Annotated in this window: 14 protein-coding genes and 1 pseudogene; 7 read left to right on the forward strand and 8 right to left on the reverse strand. The window is 29.8% G+C overall.

The genetic code is table 4. The annotated features are described in order from the left end of the window. Positions 1–59: 59 nt before the first annotated feature. The 6 genes from asnS to E1I18_RS02505 all read left to right on the forward strand — a co-directional run bounded on the left by asnS (position 60) and on the right by E1I18_RS02505 (position 7951). Positions 60–1421 carry an asparagine--tRNA ligase gene (asnS, locus tag E1I18_RS02480; RefSeq protein WP_141484020.1) on the forward strand — a complete coding sequence of 454 codons (1362 nt, stop codon included), beginning with the start codon at positions 60–62 and terminating at the stop codon, positions 1419–1421. A gap of 9 nt (positions 1422–1430) precedes the next feature. Next, positions 1431–2444, forward strand: a complete 1014-nt coding sequence (locus E1I18_RS02485) for a glycosyltransferase (protein WP_141484021.1) — start codon at positions 1431–1433, stop codon at positions 2442–2444. A 258-nt stretch (positions 2445–2702) separates the two neighbouring features. Then, the gene (locus E1I18_RS02490) at positions 2703–3095 is read left to right on the forward strand and encodes a hypothetical protein (protein ID WP_141484022.1); all 393 of its coding nucleotides are present in this window, start codon (positions 2703–2705) and stop codon (positions 3093–3095) included. Positions 3096–3102: 7 nt separating this feature from the next. Next, complete coding sequence (locus E1I18_RS02495) at positions 3103–5298, forward strand: ATP-dependent helicase (protein WP_141484023.1); 2196 nt, start codon at positions 3103–3105, stop codon at positions 5296–5298. Between the two features lies 1 nt (position 5299). Continuing rightward, positions 5300–7027 carry an MHO_4530 family protein gene (locus tag E1I18_RS02500; RefSeq protein ID WP_141484024.1) on the forward strand — a complete coding sequence of 576 codons (1728 nt, stop codon included), beginning with the start codon at positions 5300–5302 and terminating at the stop codon, positions 7025–7027. Between the two features lie 45 nt (positions 7028–7072). After that, positions 7073–7951, forward strand: coding sequence for a DegV family protein (locus tag E1I18_RS02505; protein ID WP_141484025.1), 879 nt, complete (start codon positions 7073–7075; stop codon positions 7949–7951). A 48-nt stretch (positions 7952–7999) separates the two neighbouring features. Here the strand turns inward: E1I18_RS02505 and E1I18_RS02510 are convergent, their stop codons facing one another. The 3 genes from E1I18_RS02510 to rpsB all read right to left on the reverse strand — a co-directional run bounded on the left by E1I18_RS02510 (position 8000) and on the right by rpsB (position 10459). Further along, the gene (locus tag E1I18_RS02510; RefSeq protein WP_141484026.1) at positions 8000–8500 is read right to left on the reverse strand and encodes a hypothetical protein; all 501 of its coding nucleotides are present in this window, start codon (positions 8498–8500) and stop codon (positions 8000–8002) included. Between the two features lie 157 nt (positions 8501–8657). Continuing rightward, positions 8658–9539 carry a translation elongation factor Ts gene (gene tsf, locus E1I18_RS02515; RefSeq protein WP_141484027.1) on the reverse strand — a complete coding sequence of 294 codons (882 nt, stop codon included), beginning with the start codon at positions 9537–9539 and terminating at the stop codon, positions 8658–8660. Positions 9540–9541: 2 nt separating this feature from the next. Further along, positions 9542–10459 (reverse strand): 30S ribosomal protein S2, encoded by a 918-nt coding sequence (rpsB, locus tag E1I18_RS02520; RefSeq protein ID WP_141484028.1) that lies wholly within the window; start codon positions 10457–10459, stop codon positions 9542–9544. A gap of 205 nt (positions 10460–10664) precedes the next feature. Here rpsB and E1I18_RS02525 point away from each other — a divergent pair, with 205 nt between their 5' ends. Beyond that, the gene (locus tag E1I18_RS02525) at positions 10665–11468 is read left to right on the forward strand and encodes an alpha/beta fold hydrolase (RefSeq protein WP_141484029.1); all 804 of its coding nucleotides are present in this window, start codon (positions 10665–10667) and stop codon (positions 11466–11468) included. A 70-nt stretch (positions 11469–11538) separates the two neighbouring features. Here E1I18_RS02525 and E1I18_RS02530 read toward each other — a convergent pair whose 3' ends face one another. From E1I18_RS02530 to upp, 5 genes and pseudogenes are all read right to left on the reverse strand, one after another. Then, on the reverse strand, positions 11539–13437 hold the full coding sequence (locus E1I18_RS02530) for a M13-type metalloendopeptidase (protein ID WP_141484030.1): 1899 nt from the start codon (positions 13435–13437) through the stop codon (positions 11539–11541). A gap of 67 nt (positions 13438–13504) precedes the next feature. Continuing rightward, a pseudogene (gene lon, locus E1I18_RS02535) lies at positions 13505–15376 on the reverse strand (endopeptidase La); the annotation flags it as partial. 1009 nt (positions 15377–16385) lie between these two features. Next, on the reverse strand, positions 16386–18725 hold the full coding sequence (locus E1I18_RS02540) for a class I tRNA ligase family protein (protein WP_141484032.1): 2340 nt from the start codon (positions 18723–18725) through the stop codon (positions 16386–16388). Between the two features lie 61 nt (positions 18726–18786). Then, positions 18787–19503, reverse strand: coding sequence for an MPN527 family putative ECF transporter permease subunit (locus tag E1I18_RS02545; RefSeq protein ID WP_141484033.1), 717 nt, complete (start codon positions 19501–19503; stop codon positions 18787–18789). Then, entirely contained in the window at positions 19503–20129 is a 627-nt protein-coding gene (gene upp / locus E1I18_RS02550) for a uracil phosphoribosyltransferase (protein ID WP_141484034.1), read from the reverse strand. Before upp ends, E1I18_RS02545 begins: the two co-directional genes overlap by 1 nt. Between the last annotated feature and the right edge of the window lie 210 nt (positions 20130–20339).

The raw sequence follows: 20339 nt of genomic DNA on the forward strand, positions 1-20339 counted from the left end.
CTTATAATACAATATTTGATATAATTATAATATTATGATTAAATGATTAGAGGTTTACTATGAATAATATATCTATCAAAAAACTTTTAGAAAACTCTCAAGAATACTCGGATTCATTCTACTCTACTTCTGCATGAGTGGTTGCTAATAGAGGAAATAAAAAAATTCGTTTTATTGAGATAAATGATGGTTCAACTGTTGAAAATTTGCAATTAACATTTAAAGGCGAAAAATTTGACTTTGATATTCTTGATCAAATTCATCTAGGTGCTGCAATTAAAGTTCAAGGAATTATTAAACTTACTCCACAAGCCAAACAGCCTCTAGAACTTATTGCTCAGGAATTTGAACTCTTACAAGACACCGATTTAGATTATCCAATTCAAAAACAAGCAATAAATGTTGAAACACTGCGTGAAATACCACATTTAAGACACCGAACAAGTCTAATAAAAACTGTAATGCTCATTCGTTCAACTCTTGCTCTAGAAGTTCATAAATACTTTTCGGATAATGGATTTTTATATTTTAACGCACCAATTATCACTTCAAATGATGGAGAAGGTGCTGGTGAAACATTTGAAATCAGCGATTCAAACTCAAAAAATCCTTTTTTTGGACCAAACAAAAAAGTTACATTAGGAGTTACTGGTCAATTACACGCTGAAAGTTATGCAGTAGGCTTTAAAAAAGTTTATACTTTTGCACCAACTTTTAGAGCTGAACACTCAAACACAAAAAAACACGCTGCAGAATTTTGAATGATTGAACCAGAGGTTGCATTTTACGAATTGAAAGATGTTATCAATTTAGCTGATGACTTTTTAAAAACGATTATTCGCAACACAATAAAAAAACATCCTGCTGAATTTAAATTTTTAACTGAAAATGTTGATCAAAATTTACTCAATAACCTAAATCATTTTATTAACACAAAATTGACAATTATTGACTATGCTGACGCACTTAAGGAACTTGAAAAAGTTAAAGATAGATTTGAAGATCAAAATATTCACTTTGGTCTAGATTTTGGTACAGAACATGAAAAATATCTGGCTGCTGAAGTAGCAAAAGGTCCTATTGCTGTTATTAACTTTCCTAAAGAATTTAAAGCGTTCTACATGCACCAAAACCAAGATAACAGAACAGTGGCCGCTTTTGACTTATTAGTTCCTGGAATTGGAGAATTAATAGGCGGAAGTCAACGTGAAGTTATCTTTGATAAATTGCTTAATAGAGCTAAAGAAGTTGGTATTAGTCAAGAAGAATTGCAATGATATTTGGATTTAAGACGTTTTGGAGATAGTGGTTCTAGTGGTTTTGGTGTTGGCTTTGAACGTTTGGTAATGTATGTTACTGGAGTTGACAACATTAGAGACGTTATTCCATATCCAAGAACTAGCGGAAATATCAAAATGTAAGGAGAATGTATGAAATTATCGATAATTGTACCTAATGTGTATTCAAAATCTGAAATTGACTACGTAAGCGACATTCTAAAAGAACAGAATAACCAGGACTTTGAGTTAATTTTAGTAGTTACAAAACCAAATGAAAAAATGTATTCATCATTGCAAAAAGCTCTAGATTTTTTTGGTTCTCGTTTCAAATTTATTGTTAACACAAAACGAAAAAATATTCAAAGTGATATTATTGCTGCATTACATTTAGTTAAAAACCAATACATTTACGTGTTGAACGCTGATGCAGAAATAAAAAAATCTTTTGTGCGAAACATCACAAACAAACTTGAAGAAACACAAGTTGACATCCTTGAATTTAAGCCAAGACTAACTGGTTCAATAAAATGAGAACCTTATGCAAGAATTCAAGCAGATAAAATATTCTCAAGTCCAAAAGAAAAAGAATTTATTGCTTATTCATTCCCTTTTTTATTTAATAAAGTGTTCAAAAAATCATTTATGGAGCAATTTGAAAAATACAGAGTTAAAGAGCTTAACGACACAAAATTTGCAACAGAATTGTTGTATATGTTATTAGTCAGCGCTAACTCATATTGCTACTGAGACAGCTCATTAGTTAAAGAAAATATATCATCAGCAACTTGATTTAATCCAACAAACTTTATTACGCAGTTTAAAATTGTTTTTAATTACATTGAAATAAATAATCTTGATTTATTTCATGAACTTTCATATGCGCAATTATATTTTTTACAAATTGTGCTAGCAGGTTTTTTAAACTCATGAGAATTTAGTGTATTTCGAGTACTTAACTATATTTTTGAAGCTCGCTCTGAGTTCAATGAGAAGAGAGCTAAGAAATATCTTGATGATCTATACACATTTATACACAATTATCACAATAACAACACACACATTTTTATGACAAATCCTTACATAAATAGAAACACAGATGAAGCTCAATATCTTCGTGATTTGAGTTTATTAGACAAAAAAAACGCAGTTTACAAACAACTTTAATGCATGAAATCACTACATAAAAACGCTACTTTTTGATTGAGATTTTTGACGCATTTAATTGATTTTTGTGTGTTTTCATCAATTATAATTCTGTTTTGAAAGATGCTCAACATTCAATCAAATCAAATCAATCAAACAAAATGATATACATTCTTATCACTTAATTGATTTAGTTCATTTATACTCTTTTATCTTATTCCTTATTTCAATAATTATCGAACGATCGGGTTGATTATTACACGTTTGCAAGTCATAAATATGAAACAAAAAAGACCGCAATGACTAGCCACATTGTGTCTAAGTTCAATGTCGTTTGGCTTTTATTCAATTCTTAGTGTTATTTTTTTAGCAGGAATTTGACCTTATCAAATTGCCATACTTAATGATGTGAATATCAATGCAAACCTATCAAAATTACCACTTAATTTGCAAATTGTTGCAAGAATCATAGGAACATTGGTATCAATTTGAACTTTATTAAATTTATTTAACCACGGCTTGATTATTGGAACAAAAAAACGTTATGGAATTTATGAACGAGCATGAAGTTTTAGAATTTGTTATATTAAGCACTACACAAAATCTCAACAACTTAAAAAGGTCAAATTACTCCCTTACCGCACAGAAAAAATCGAAGTAATTTTTATTTAGGAGAACAATGTCAAATCGAACTAATTTAATACTTTCCGAATTAAACCAAGAGCAACGTGAAGCATTGCTATATTTTGATAGTCCTCTTCGTATAATTGCTGGTGCTGGTTCGGGAAAAACACGTGTTTTAACACGTAAAATTGCATACTTAATCAATGAGTTTGGTATAGCTCCAAGCAAAATCTTGGCACTGACTTTTACTAATAAAGCAGCCAATGAAATGACACAACGTATCAAACAATACACACCAAATGGAGTTGAAGTTCACGTTTCCACTTTTCACTCTCTTTGTGCAAAAATTTTACGTAAAGAAGCAATACACCTTAATTTAGACAGCAATTTTCAAATCATTGATTCACTAGATCAAAAGACGATAGTCAAAAGAATATTTCCTGAGTTCGAAATTGACGATGAAGAAGAAACTCAACTCAGCACCAATGAAATTTTAAAAATGATCTCTTTGGCCAAAAATAAAAATTACACTCCTGATGAACTAGTTAATGCCTTAAATTTTGACTCACCAAATGACGTAGATTACAATAAAAAAATAGGTCTAATTTTCAAACGATATAATGAATACCTAAAAGAACAAAAAAGCTTAGACTTTGATGATTTAATCATTAAAGTCTATGAATTGTTTAAAAATGTTCCTCAAATTGCTAGTTTATGATCCAATATGTATTCATTTATTATGGTTGATGAATTTCAAGATACATCAAGAATTCAATATGAAATTGTTAAACAATTAGTTGGCAAAAACACACAGATTTCAATAGTTGGCGACCCTGATCAAACAATTTATTCATGAAGAGGCGCTGATGTAAACTTAATTTTAGATTTTGACAAAGACTTTCCAAACACTAAAACGATAATTTTGAGTGAAAATTATCGTTCAACACAAAAAATTCTTGATGCAGCCAACAATCTAATAAACTACAATAAAAAACGTTTCCACAAAGACTTAATTACCAACAATGAAATAGGCGAAGACATTCACTACAACCATGCTTTCAGTAATGAAGCTGAAGCACGTTGAGTTGTACAAACAATTAATAAACTAAAAAAACAAAAAATTCAACTTAAAAACATTGCGATTTTCTACCGTTCAAACTACTATTCACGCCCTTTTGAAGAAGAATTAATTAAAGAAAACATTAATCACAAAATTTTTAATGGTCAAAAATTCTACCACCGTAAAGAAATAAAAGATGTTTTATCTTACTTAAGACTTATCTATGATGGTCTTGATTTACCGCTTTTAAGAGTAATTAATACACCTGCGCGTAAAATAGGTAAACAAACCTTAGCAAACTTACAAAAATTTGCTGAGTCCAAACAGATGACTCTTTGAAAAACACTGAGAGTTCATCTTCAAGACTTACCTGTCGCACGTGAAGTCAAAAAAAACATTGTTGACTTAATCAACAATGTTAATTACTTTCGAAAAGCTCTACAAAACAACAAAATATACGTAGTTTTAGAGAAATTTTTAACTAAAATTGGCTATTATGACTATCTTGCAAATGATGTTGCTTTGAAAGGAACCGGCAAAGACAACGTTAATGAATTGATCAGATCAATAAAAGTTTGAGAAGAAAACAACAAAGATAAATCGGTTAAGGACTATTTGGAATTTGTTTCTTTAGCTTCTGCTGGCGATGAATATGACAATTCAACAAATTATGTTACTTTAATGACGGTTCACTCAGCAAAAGGTTTGGAATTTGAAAATATATTTTTAGTCGGTATGTCTGAACAAATATTTCCTACATTTCATGCAATAAACAGCAATAATATTGAACAACTCGAAGAAGAAAGACGTCTTGCATATGTAGGTATCACTCGTGCAAAACAAAGACTTTTTATTTCGGATTCGCGAGGCTCAATTATAGGTACAAATATTGATAAAAAACCTTCTAGATTCATTAAAGAAATCGGAATTGATACAAATAAATATATTTTGCAAAAAGAAGTTATTTCAACAAATTTTGATGATTTAACTGATCAAAAACAAATTAAAGAAATTAACCGCAATATGATTGCAGGCGATATTATTTCTCACACTCATTTTGGTGAAGGACTTGTTTTAGAAGTTCGTGGTGACACTATTGTTGTTCGTTTTGCAGGTTCGCAAAGTGAAAAAACACTTTCAAAAAATCACCCATCAATAAGACTATTGAAAACTGATGTAGGAAACAGTTAAAATGAATAATTTTAGTTCTTTATCTACTACAAAAATTCTTGATTCAGGAATTTCAAAGTCAGATTATTTTGGTAATTTCAATAGTAAAATTCATGATCCCTATGTTTTTGTGCCTTCGGTGATAGCAATCATAATTTTGTTAGTACTCTTCTTTGTTTTTATTGCTCTTGTTTTAATTAAAATTAAACGTATTAATTATGAGGGTTTTTGTATTTTTAGAATTCATCCAGACAAAAAATGAGTTATGCGGCTTACTGATATAAATTTAAGCACAATTTTATCTTTCGATTTAGGTGCAAAAACACTGGCTAAAAACAAGTTCTATAGCATTGATAAATTTTTAGATTATTTTAGCAACGAGTCTAAAATAAAAATAAGTGATATTTTGGAAAACGGCGATCATAAACGCAAGTACAAATTAACTGCACATCTAAATGTTGCAACTCCAAATAAGATATTTTGAAATCATTTTTTTAAAAATTCAGGAATTAAATATCAAAATGTACCACTTAGAATTCGTATTAGCAATAGACTTAAAGACGACACACATATTCTACAAATTTATTCAAGATTACCAATCAGTCGTGAGTTTACAAACATTAAACAATTACAACAGTTAAAATTTCAAGATATAGTTAAAAAGTTTAGTGACCAAAAATTTATATCGATAATAATTTCTCCTCATTTTAATTACATTAAGCAAGGATTAGACAATATAAAATTGTCTTATTTATTGAATTTGCTGCGTTTAAATCCGAAAAATTGAACAATAAGCATTCATGAAGATCTAATTTATATTTTCTGCACAAAAAAACTTTCAAATTTCAAATTTAAAATGTTAGAAAACAAATTAGCTCGTAGAATTTTAAGAAATAGAAAAAATTACATCTTTAACCCTTTAATTAAGGATGCTGCATTAATTTCTTCACAACCATTAAACAGTCCAAGTGAATGAGAAAACTACACAAATATGTGTGTTTATTCAGTGAGCGGTTTAGCAAAACATGTTGTAATTAAGTCATTATTTTATAGATCACATTACCAAATAAATAAAGCCGATTTTGATAACTTTAAGGTTAAATTTATAGATTTTAAAAACAAGATACAAACAAGTAGTTTTATAAAAGAAACAGCACCAATTAAAGATATTAAAATTGACCAAAATACTGAAAATTCAGTACTTTTGAGCAAATTACTTGGTTTTACAAACAGTGATATTGAGCAATTCAAGAAGATTGAAAATTACAATTTGATTTATACACAAGCAATAAATAAATTTGAAATAGATACAATCCAGGACAAAAATCATTATCTAATTCACACTACAGAAAATGCACTTCTTAAGAGTTATGATACGTTTTTGCGTCCTAACACTACATATATTATTCATGCCAATAATAGTGAATTTGATTTAAATTCATTATCACTTATTGATGATCGTTTTAAACAAATTAAAAACTCATATTTAGGTCTCTATATTGAAAAAATTTCTGATGACTTAACATTATTTGTTCAATCAAATCAGATCAAGACTTTTATTATAAGTGGAAAATTGAGTGAAAAATTATCGACCAATTCACAAGAATATGTTAAGTTTGTAAATCTTATTGATATCATCAACAGAATTCCAAAAAGCACTGTAATTTGAGAAAATCTGCCCGACAATCTTGATAGTGATGTTATCGAGTCACTTAATATTAATTTTTCATATAAAAATAAGTATATTTAATTCAACATAGTATAAAATATATCAGTTAAGAAAGCGAGATAATTTATGAAAAAATTAGGAATTATTGTAGATTCATTTGCATGCATGTCTAAACAAGAAGCTAATGAACAAGGTTTTTATTATGTTCCATTAGTTACTGAAATTGATGGAAAAGAATATCAAGATGGTCTTGATATTAATAGAGAAGATGTTTTGAATATGATGGCGAAAACTGAAAATATTAAGACATCTTTACCTTTTATGTCCTCTTTTGAGGAAGTATTTTCATTAGCATGTTCTGAAAATGATTTTGTTCTCTACATACCTATTTCTTCAAAATTATCTTCAACATTCAGTGCAGCGAACAACTTTGTTCATGATTTTAAAAACCTTTATATTTATGATAATGGTTTAGTTGGTGACCAAATTATTGAATTAGCCAAATACGCTAAAAAACACTTTGAAAAATATCAAAACATTGATAGATTGCTTGAAGATATTCATCAAATCGACAAGCAGTGTCTAACATTTATTCTTCCACAAAATATCAAATATTTGGTTAAAGGCGGGCGAGTAAGTTCACTTAAAAAACTGCTTTTAGGAGTTTTATCAAAAGTAAAATTAATGCCTTACATTAAGTATGATTTGAATGGTACATCAAATGGTGGACTTGGACGAGGACCTAAAGGTGTTGCTAAGCAAGTTATTTCTAAATTTATTCATTTTACCGGAGTAAAAGATACAAAAGAACTTCAACAAAAGTACAAGATTTTTACAATTTATGGAATAGATGATGAATTTAACAAAACAGCAATTGAAACGTTCAAACAACAAGGAATAACATTTGTTAATGCTCGCTTAAATTCTTCTGTAATTGGTATTCATACTGGTCCAGAAGCTCATGCATATTACATAATCCCGAATTTGGATATTAAAGAAATTTAACTGAATAAGTAGTAAAATGACACAATTTCTTGTGTCATTTTTCATTGTCTATGTTGTGCAACTATTCACTTTTGTTTCTTGATTATTTAAGGACTTTTTTATCAAGACTAGACGAGGCATATTTGTAGCCGATTTTAATTTTGTACTCAATTTATTAACAACACTTATTTGGTCCTCAATGCCTAAATAAGGGTAGTTAGGCAATTCCTTTTCAGATATCGAGACCTTTTTGCGTAAATCAAAGTAGTTGATTTTGTAAATGGTTGATAAATCTATTGAGTCAGCTAGCGTAATTTTAGCATCTTGACCATTATCAAGAATACCCTTTTGTGTATTGAGTTTTATGATATCTTCTGGGTCGATGTTGCTTGTTTCATTTTCATTACAACAAGCTAAGAAGAACACATAATCACTTTCTTCAGCAATAAGCATAATAATGTTAGATTTTAGACTATCTCCTTTTATTTTGTCTAAAAATTCCTTTTCAATAGTAATAGGTTTTAGCACCGGTAATGTTAGTGCTTGGTTTGTTTGTTGATTTGTTTCCATGCTTAAATGATATGTTTTCTTTATTGCCTATTTCGCTAATTTTTTCCTTTATTAAATGGATGTGTATTAACTTATATACACGTTTTTGAGTACTTTGGGTAAATTTATGTATGTGGATAAATAAATCTCAGATAAACATCTGAGATTTACTTAATTATTATTTATTTTTTTCGATTTGTGCAGCTACTTCAGCAGCAAAGTCATCTTGACGTTTTTCAATACCTTCACCAACACCATAGCGAACTGCTTCAATTAATTGAAGATTGTGATTTGCTAGGTATTTTTCAATTGAAACGCTTTCTTCCATCATGAAACCTTGTTTAACTAAAACAATTTCGGCAAGTTTTTTATTTAATGAACCTTCACGAATCATGTTTTGGATTTTTTCTGGTTTTTTATCAAAACCAGCAGGTTCAGAGAATTCAGCTTTAAATGTTTCAATTTTTTCTGCTGGAACTTCTTCAACAAATACATACTCAGGTTTCATTGCAGCCATGTGCATTGCAACATTTCTTGAAACTTCTTCGTTTGTACCTTTAATTTTTACAAGAGCAGCAATTTGGCCATTTACGTGAGCAAATGCACCAATTGTTTCGCCTTGTTGAGCAGCGTATCTAGTGAATCGACGAATTGATAATTTTTCACCGATTGTTGCAGTAGCGTCTTCAAGAATGCTTTCAACAGTTTCTGAACCATCTTTAACTTGCATAAATTCTTCAACTGTTTTTGCGCTTGACTTGATTAAAATTGAGCAAAATCTTTGAACAAGTTTTTTGAAATCATCATTTTTAGCAACAAAATCTGTTTCTGAGTTTACTTCAATCATTATTGCTTGATTGCCTTCTTTTGATACAGCAACAAGACCTTCAGCTGAAACACGACCAGCTTTTTTAGCAGCTTTGATTTTTCCATTACTTTTTAGTCATACAATTGCTTTTTCAACATCTCAATCAGATGCTTCAAGAGCTTTTTTAACATCAATCATACCGCCACCGGTACGTTCACGAACTTCTTTAATTAAAGCTAATTGATTTGCCATAATTATTCTCCTTTAACTTCTTTTGGTGCTGCAGTTGTGCTTTCTTCAGATTTTACAAATGTTCTACGTTCGAATTGTCTTGCAACAGTTGGTTTATCTGTTTCAAATTTAGGTAGTTCGATTTCTGAATCTGGTCTGTATGCATATTTAGCTTTACCACCACGAGCAGTAGCTATTGCGTCAGCCAAAATTGTAATGATTAAGTTAATGCTTTTTGCTGAATCATCATTTGCTGGAATACCAAAGTCAACTGAATCAGGATTTGAGTTAGAGTCTAAAATACCAATAACTTTAACTCCTTTTTTACGTGCTTCCTTAACAGCAATTTCATCTTCGATAGGGTCTGCTACAATCATAAATGTTGGTAAACCACGCATTTTTCTAATACCATCAAGGTTTTTGTGAAGTTTATCCAATTGTTTTTGGAAGTTCAATTTTTCTTTTTTAGTGTAGCCTTCAAAGTTATTTTCAGCTTTTGCTTCTAAGTCTTCCATAGTTTTTACACGACTAAAAATTGTTGATGAGTTTGTTAATGTACCACCTAATCAACGGTCTGTAACATAGAAACTATTTGTTCTTAATGCATTTTCTTTGATTGTGTCTTTTGCTTGTTTTTTTGTACCAACAAAAATGAATTGAGCACGTGGATTTTTAGCAACAAATTTGTTGATTAAGTTATATGCAAATTCAAGTCTTTGTACTGTAAATTGAGTATTAATGATGTGAATACCTTTTTTCAATTGTGGATAAAGGTAGTCTTTCATTTTAGGGTTTCATAGGTTTTTTTTGTGACCAAAGTAAGTACCTGCTTCTAAAAGTTTATCTTTAGAAATAATAGGTGCTTTAACTTCTTTGTCTTTTGCAACTTGTGTAGTTGTGTCTTCAACTTTAGTAGTTGAAACTTCAATTTTATCTGTCATTTTAAATGTATTTCCTTTAGTTTGTTAGTTCTTCCCATCACTTCGAACGCCTAGCACCTTTTCTCAAGGCACACCCAAGCGAATTCATGACAGTGTATTTATTTGATATCAAATTTGAATTAATAAAATTCTTTTATATTATAATATAGAAAGCAAATTTTAAGATAGCAAAAAAGTGAATTATTTGAGTTTGGAGAGGTTTAAAATGAATGATTTTTTTGAGTATAAAGATGCGAAAATAGAGTACTTAACAATGGACAATAACTGCGAAAAAACTTTATTATTTTTGCATGGTTTTAGTGGTGAATTTATGTTTTATGAGGACATCTACAAATCTTATGAAGGCATGTACAACATTTATGCGCTTAATATGCCTACTCATGGACAAAGTGATATCAGACCAGATTTAATGAATATGGAAGATTTTGGCGAAATTGTAATTAAGTTTGTAAAAGAAAAAAATCTCAATCACATTAGATTAATAGGACACTCAATGGGTGGTGGTGTTGCAATGTCTATTGCATGAAAATTAGGTGAATTAGTAGACAAAGTTATTTTGTTAGGACCTATGAATAGAACAATGTTGATGTACAATCATTTATGACCATTATTTTTCCCTCGTAATTGAGAAGATTATGTTAAATTGGCACCTATTCTTTATTTTAATCACAAAGCGTTGCTGGCAAATGATGAAGTTATACAACGTGTTGAAGAAAAATTTTCTAATGAAGAAGTTCACAAAAGACTTGATGTTATTTATGAATGAGGTTATAGAATGCCTCAAGAAAAAAATCAAGAAATTGTTGATCAAGGTATTGCAAAATGCAAATCACCAATTTATCTAATTAACGGAGACCATGATGGAATTGTAAATGTTGCTAACTGTGAACGACACTACAAAAACCTAAATAACAATGTTAAATCTTATGTAATTAAGAATTCAGGTCACTGCATGTGAGTAGATAATTTTGATGAATTTATGTCAGTATTTACTGAAGCAATTGCATAATAAAATTTCCCTAAAGTACTCATAAATGAGTATATATGTAAAAAAAAGTCGCTTGAGAAGCGACTTTTAATTATCAAATTTTAACACGTTTAGAAGGCTCAATAAACATCTTGTCAGATGACTGAACATTAAATGCCTCATAGAAATCTTCTTGGTTTGCTGCTTGAATGTTTGCACGCAATTCAGTAGGTGCATGAGGATCATTTTCGAGTAGTCTTTTTGCATACTCAGCTCTGAATTTACTTTTTCATGCACGTGCTCAACTACTATAAAACTGTTTTGCATCGAAATCTTTTTCTAATTTAGCAGCCGCTAAAGCAGTACTTAAACCACCTGCATCAGCAATATTTTCACTTACAGTTAATGTTCCGTTGCATTTTCCAAAATCAGTTTCAACACCATTGAATAATTCAATCATTTGTTTGGTTTTTTGAGCAAATTTCTCAAAGTCTTCTGCAGTTCATCACATTTTTAAATTACCTTTTTCATCAAAATTAGCACCATTATTATCAAATGCGTGAGAAATTTCATGAGCAATAACTGCACCAATTGCACCATAATTTTCTGATGTAGTATGTTTTAATGAATAAAATGCACCATTAAGAATACCAGCTGGAAAAACTATGTGATTATACATTGGATGGTAGTATGCATTAACTTCATAAGGAGCCATTCCTCAGTAATTTTTGTTGATTGGTTCTTTGTATTCACTGAAATTATATTGGCTTACAATATCGTTGAATTTTAGAACTGTACCAATAATCGAAGTGCTTTCAACGCTTAAATCCTCATAATAAGGTTTTAGTTCGTTTGGATAACCAATATGAACGCCTAATGTTGAGAGTTTTAGTATAGCTTTTTCAATTGTTTCTTTTGAAAGTCAATCATTATTAGTTAATTTTTCTTTATAAATATCTATCATATGTTGAACCATTGTTTCAACATCTTTTTTGGCTCTTGCACCGAAGTACTTTTTACCAAAATATAGACCAATTGGCATTTTAAAATAAGATAGAGAGCTTTGCAATGCATGTTTTTTCTTGTTAGCAACTTTTTGCTGACCTGAAATAAATAGTGAGTATTTAGCGGCCAAATTACGAGTTTTTTCATCAAGTAAATGTGAGTATTTTACAATGAATTTAACACTCATTCAGGCTATAATTTTATCAAAATGCTTAGGATTGAAGATTTTATCAATATTAAATGCAAATTCCTCATTTGAGAAAACAACCTGATCAACTGGTTTTGTGATAAGTTTATTCACAACATAATTGAAATCAAAATATTTAGTTTTCTTTGCAATTTTTTCTAATTTTTGTGGCTTATACAACTCGTTGTATCTAACTTTTTGCTCACTTGATAAAGAATATTTAGCAATGATTTCGTCAAATTGCAATGTTAATTTAACTAATTTATTAATTTCTTTTGCATCATCGATGTATGGTTTAAGTAGTTTTTTAACCATATCTTTATATACTTTGAGAAATTTTGACTTAATTTCAGCATTATCATAGTGTGCTTTATTTGGTAATATGTGTGGTGCTATATCTGCATATAGAGTCATAATCGTTGAATCAAGAAAATCATTAGAAACACCAAAATCAATAGGCACAGGGTATTGTTTTTTGATATATGAAGGGTATTTATTTTTTAGTTCTTCAATATCTTTAGTTTGTAATATTTCTTGAACAAAAGGTTTTAATGGAGCAGTTTTTTGAGTTTTTCTTGTTTCGAAATCACTCATTAATGAGTAGAATTTAGCAAAATTAACTAATGATTTATCTTGTAATTTATCTTCATGTAATTTTTTGACTAGATTTTGAGCTAATAATGATAAGGTTTTTTCATTTGCACGGTAAAGTTCTTCGAATTCACCAGTAGCACTCTTATCTTCTGGAATTTTTGCTTCTTCAAGTCATTGTTCATTTACTGCTCTAAATAAGTTATCTTGTATTTTGTATTTATTCATTTCTTCTCCTTTTAGAAAATGTGTGGATTTTACCAATTCACACATTTTTCAATATATTTAGTCAAAATTACTTGAATAATTTTTCATAAACTTGTTCATATTTATCCACTGGAATAAATGTAATAGCATCCTTAACTTCGCTTGGAATATCTTTAAGGTTTTTCTCATTGCTTTTTGGTATGAATACTGTTTTGATACCTTTTTTGAATGCAGCAAAAGATTTTTCTTTAAGTCCACCAATTTCTAACACACGACCACGTAAAGTAATTTCACCAGTCATTGCAACATCTTGAGGAATTGCACGTGAAGAAAGAGCTGAAATGAGTGCTGTTGTAAATGTAATTCCAGCGCTAGGGCCATCTTTAGGCACTGCACCTTCAGGAACGTGAATATGTACTTCGTTGTTTTCAAAGTCAAAGTCAATATTGAATTTTTTAGCATTTGAACGCACATATGAATAAGCAATAGAAGCCGATTCTTTCATTACATCTTTAAGAGAACCGGTTAATTTAAATCCGCCTTTTTGTGAAGGATAATGACTTACCTCAATTTGAAGTGTGCTACCACCAATTGATGTATATGCAAGTCCATTGATTACACCAATTTGAGGTTCAGCAACCTTATCAACATCGCTAAATCTTGGTGTTCCTAGAAGTTTGATAACAGTTTCTTTGTCTAGTTTAACATTTTTAATTTTTTCACCAGCTACAATTTTAGTAACTATTTTACGTGCGATTTTATCAAATTGACGTTTAAGACCACGAACACCTGCTTCAGCAGTGTAATTTTTAACTATCATCTCAATTACATCATCATCAATATCAAAGAATTTTTTATCAAGTCCCGATTGGCGAGTTGTGATATCAATTAAGTGTTCACGCGCAATTTTTACTTTTTCATTTGTAGTGTATGAACTTAATTCAATGATTTCAACTCTATCAAGTAGTGGTGCTGGAATGTTTTCGTAGTAGTTTGCAGTTGCAATGAACAACACTTTTGAAAGGTCATATTCATGTTCAATGTAGTTATCTTGGAATTTTGTGTTTTGTTCTGGATCAAGAACTTCTAACATTGCTGATGAAGGATCACCTTTAAAGTCTTTTGACATTTTGTCAATTTCATCAAGTAAAATTAAAGGGTTAGAAACTCCAGATTTTTGTATTGCTTTAATAATTTTTCCAGGCATTGCACCTACATAAGTACGTCTATGTCCTCTAATTTCACTTTCATCATGCACACCACCAAGTGAAATTTTTATATAACTTTTGTTGAGCGCTTCAGCAATTGCGCGTGCAAGTGATGTTTTACCAGTTCCTGGAGGACCTACAAGAGTTAGAATAGGCACATTATTAAAGTTTTTTTGAATTTTTGCACTATTATTTTCTTCTTTAAATAATTCTAGATCTATCTCATGGTTATCATCAAATTTAAGCAGAACATCAGCATTTTTTTTGCGTGCTTGATTTTTGTGATTAATAATTAATGATAAATATTCAATAATTCTTTCTTTAACTTCACCTAAACCATAGTGATTTTTATCTAAAATTTCACGCGCTTTATTGATATCAAGTGATTCAATTTCAGTTTTACGTCATGGAAGAGATTTTAGAGTACTGATAAATGTGTTTGTGATATTTGCATCAGGAGTACCTGACATCATAGATTTGAGTTTATTAGATTCACTTTTAATTAATTTAATTACTGAATCAGGATACATTTTAGATTTTGTTTCATCTTTTAAGATTTTACTGTATTCAGATTCATCTTCACTATCATCAGAATCATTATCTTGTAAGCTTTCTTTGATTGCTTTTAGTTTTTCTTTAAGAAGGTATTCACGTTGTTGTTTTTCAAGGTTATCTTTAACACGTTTATTAATTTCTTTTTCAATTAATGCTTCAGAAACTGGTTCGTTGCTATCTTTTTCATTAGATTTTCTGCGTTGTGAACGAGGTTTTTTAGGTTGTGCTTCAATTTCATCTTGTGCAAAAATTTCTAGCTCGCTAAACACTTTTTGCTCAACTGGTGATCATTCAATTGATGTTGCAAAATGTTTAAGGTTTCAAATAACAAGATTAATTTGTGTTAAAACATCTTCAGATTCAATAACTTCTAATTTAATGCGATTATCGACGAATGAAAATACCATTAAGGTTGAAATCAACTTAATTGTGTCTATTTCAGTGTCTTTTGTTTCCATTATGTCTTGATCTACAATAATTTGTCCATGATATGAGTATAGGTTGTTTTTTGTTTCGTGTTCTTTGATTTTTCTTCATATGTTTTGTGAAGATGTTAGATTTGTGATTGTGTTTTCAATAACCGCAATACCATTCATCACATCTGGATAATTTTCTGTTGGTAATTTGTAGCCAAATTTATTAGTTTTCACAAGAGTTGCTAAAGCAATATCATCAACAACATTATTAATGTCATCATAAGCATCAACTAATTTATGTCGACTAATACCTTTAAGATTTAATCTGTATGTCCCTTTGCTTTTAACCTGTCTAATGTCTTGCACACTAACATAAGTAAGAACCGGCGAAATTTGAGATACTTTTATATCCTCAAATGAAGTTATTGCATCGTTTAAAATTTCTTCTTCAGATAATAAATAGTAGCCAAGCATTAATTTTTCAGTTTCAAAAGGTTCAGAATCTTCCTTATCTTTTGGTTTTGCACTCATATTTTTTTCATATTTTGTACACAATTCTTCAAGATATTCTTTAGTTCATAATTTACCATAAGGCTTAATTTCGATTTCTCGTTCCTCGAATCCATAAATTATAGTTGAAAGTAAATCTTGATCTCCGATTCGTGTTATCAATAATTTTTCTATCATGTTACCTCTTTCTTAATTCTAATATATTTTAGCACAATAACATTTTGAGTGCTAAAAATAAACAAAATTATCATTTTGACTATAAAAAGTGAAAAAAGGCTTTTTAAGCCTTAATTACGATGTTAACTATTTTGTTCGGCACAAAAATTTCTTTAACTATCTCATGATCATTAATTCATTTTGCGACTTCAATTTTTGCAAGATTTAATACATTTTCTTTGTTATTTGCACTAACTGGAACTAAAATTTGTCCTCTTAATTTACCATTCACACTGATTGCATAAGTGATTTCATCAAGTTCAAGAGCGCTTTGATCTACACTAAAATCATAAAGGTTTTCAAGATTGAAAAATCTTTGTGAAAGTTCTCAAGCAAGGTGAGGGATGTAAGGTTCTAAAACATTTAAAATTACATAGAAAAATTCAGTGTTCAATTGGTGAGAATCAATTTTTTCATAAGCATTTAATGTTTCCATGCATCATGCAATTATTGTGTTAAATGCGTATTCATTACGACGGTCTGCGAATAAATCATTTTGTTTTTTAAGTGCTTGATAAAGTTTGCGACGTGCTTGTTTTTGCTCGCTTGTTAGATTGCTAAAGTCTTGGTTTTTAATGTTGTTTACTACTTTAAGTTTAGATGCTTTGTCTAATAAACGTTGAATAAATTTGAATGAACCCTCAATACCAGAAGTGCTTCATTCAAGTTCTTTTTCAGGTGGTGCTGCAAAGAGAATAAATAGTCGTAATGTGTCTGCGTTGTACTGAACAACTGCATCGTTTGGACTGACTGTATTTCCTTTTGATTTAGACATTTTTGCACCATCTTTAAGCACCATTCCTTGTGTTAAAAGATTGCTAAATGGCTCTCTAAATTCAACATAACCTAAGTCAGCTAATACTTTTGTGAAAAATCTTGCATACAAAAGGTGTAAGATTGCATGCTCAACTCCACCAATGTATTCATCAACTTTATTTCAGTATTTCACTGAATTTGGCTCAATTGCGTATGAAGTGCGCAATTTTGGCGGAACAGTGTAGCGTAAGAAATATCAACTTGATTCAAAAAAGGTGTCGAAGGTATCTGTTTCACGTGTTGCTTTTTGACCGCATTGAGGACAAGTTGTACTTAATCACTCTGCATTAGTTTTTAAAGGGTTTCCTGAAGCACTAAAATCTACTTTATCAGGCAATTTGACAGGCAGATTTTTTTCATTTTCAGGAACAATTCCACATCCTTGACAGTGAATCATTGGAATAGGAGCACCTCAATATCTTTGACGTGAAATACCTCAGTCTCTTAGATTTGTTTGAGTTTGCTCAATAAGTTTTTTATGATCTACTGCTTGATTATTTGTGTTGCTTTCTATGTTGTTTTTAAGTGCAAAATCTTTGTGTGATTTTGACTTTGTGGTATCAACTAGAACAACTTTATTTTCGCCAATGGTTGCAAAATCACTAAAAATTAACTTGAATACTTGATCGTTGAATGTTGAATGAGCTTCTAGATTGATATCAACACAAAGCTGCTGTGAAAAATCTTTGTTGACTGCTTTTGAAGAAAGTTCATTCAATTTTGTTTGAGTTTGCTGTGTGATTATATTGAGTGCAATGAGTTTTTTGACTAATTGATGATTTGCTCCGATTGCTAAAAAATTGAATGTTTGTAGATCGTTAGGGTTAGTGATAAAAACTTCAAGTTGATCAATAAATTTATTGTTAATTTTAACATCAAATATTGCTTTGAAACCTTTTTCAAATCCAATTCAACGTTTTTGCATACTGAGAACTTTTTCTGGTCAATGTCCTTTAAGTGTCTCGAGGTCTTGTTGAAGTTCTTGTGCATAGTCTTTAATTTTAAGGTAGTATTGGTCCATTTCTTTTTGAACAACAACTTCATCGCAACGTCAACATAATCCATTAACAACTTGTTCGTTTGCTAGAACGGTTTGGTCTTTTTCGCATCAATTAAGTGGACTTTTTTTACGATATACAAGTCCTTTTTGTCACATTTTTATGAATAATAATTGCTCTCATTTAGTGTATTCAGGATCGCAAGTGATAACTTCATAATCACCTCACGCAAAAGATATACCTAGTCTTTTGAGTTGAGGGTTCATTTTTTCAATGTTTTGATATGTTCATTCGCGCGGATGAACATTATTCTTTATTGCAGCATTTTCAGCGGGTAAACCAAATGCATCTCAGCCAAAAGGGTGTAAGACATTAAAACCTTGGCGTCGATAAAATCGAGCCAAGACATCACTTATTGAATAATTTCTCACATGACCCATATGAATATTGCCTGATGGATACGGAAACATACTCAAAATGTATTTTTTAGGTTTTAATGAATTTTCTAAAGGTGTTGAATATTGAGTGTTATCTCAATATTTTTGTCATTTTAATTCAACATCATTTTGATTGTATTTAAATTCAGACATCTAAATACCTCCACTATTTGTTTTATTATTTTGATTAATTTTGCTTTTTGTTGATAAAAATTTATTTTTGTATATTTTGCTCACTTTGTAATTTTATATTTTTTTGGTTATTGTGTAAAAAACCACCAACAAATGCAAAACCTAATATTGTGAATAAAAGTACTGAATTTATTGTGTAATTTGCTATATTAAATGTACCAAAAACAACAAATGTGCCTACATAGTAATTTGGAATACCAAAGAATAATGCTTTAAATTTTTCGTTATATTGACTTGATAATTCTAAAAAGTTTGGACTACTTATTGCTTTAAATAGATAGAAATAAAGTGGTGTTGAAATAAAAATATTAACAGCAACCATAACTAATGTTGCACAAATTGAGGCAAATATAAATGCAGTAATGTTTGCTAAATTTTCCCTAAGTTTAGGAGAATAACTTTTCTTTATAATGAAGTTCAATGAACATCAATGAAAAAGTAAATAGAAAGCAATAAAAGTTGCTTGTGCAACAACCAATAAACCATGACCAAGTACGCCTATTGCTGAATAACCAAGTTCAGAATAAGATGGTCCAATAACAAAAATTAAAACAAGTACTAAAATGCCTCAAAGTTTACCGACAATTCTGAATGTTGCTAGTACAAAGATCAAGGAAAAATTAAATTTTAAAAATGAATTAAAAGGCATAAATTTGCCTGTAAAATCAATAATAATAGCTAACGCAAGAAAAAGGCTAGTTAAAACTATTTTATAAACAACATTATTTGTTCATCGCATTATTTTGTTCCAAAAATTCTATCACCTGCATCACCTAATCCAGGAACTATGTATTTGTGACTATTTAAAATTGGATCAAGGGCTGCTAAATAAATTTTAAAATCATTGCCAAAATGTTTTACAACATTTTCAACACCTTCTTTAACACCAACTAGACAAATTAATTGAATATTGCTAAAACCATCATCACTTAGTTTTTTAATTGCATCAACAGCAGAACCACCAGAAGCTAACATTGGATCAACAACTAATATGTAGCTATCTTTTGGAACGTCAGGCATTTTATAAAAATAAGTTTTTGGTTCATGAGTAATTTCATCACGATAGAGTCCAATATGACCTACTCTTGCTTTAGGCATTAATTGCAATAAACCATCAGTCATTCCAAGTCCTGCACGTAAAATCGGTACAATAACTATTTCTTTATCATATGTAGCACCAAAATGTTCATCTCCAAGTGGAGTAACAACAGTTTTTGGTTTTGTTTGATAATCTCTCATTACTTCATAAACCATCAGTGAAGCAATTTCACTTAAATTTTGACGAAATACTGAGTGATCAGCTCTTCTATCTCGCATATTTGTTAATTTAATCGAAATTAACGGATGTTCAATAACTTTCAACATAAAACCCCTTATCACACAACAAAAATTTCTAATTTTTGTAAGTATAGCAAATAAAGTGATTTTTGTGCAAAAATATTGAAATTAATTCCTTGTATAAAGCAATCTTTGATATATCTAGGAATAAAGTATCAAATATGAAAGAAATTAGTTTTATAAATATTTTTAGTTTTTTGTAAAAAAAACGCGTTTTTCAATATAATACGCACATAA

It is taken from the genome of Mycoplasmopsis mucosicanis (assembly GCF_006546935.1).
GTDB lineage: Bacteria > Bacillota_I > Bacilli_A > Mycoplasmatales > Metamycoplasmataceae > Mycoplasmopsis > Mycoplasmopsis mucosicanis.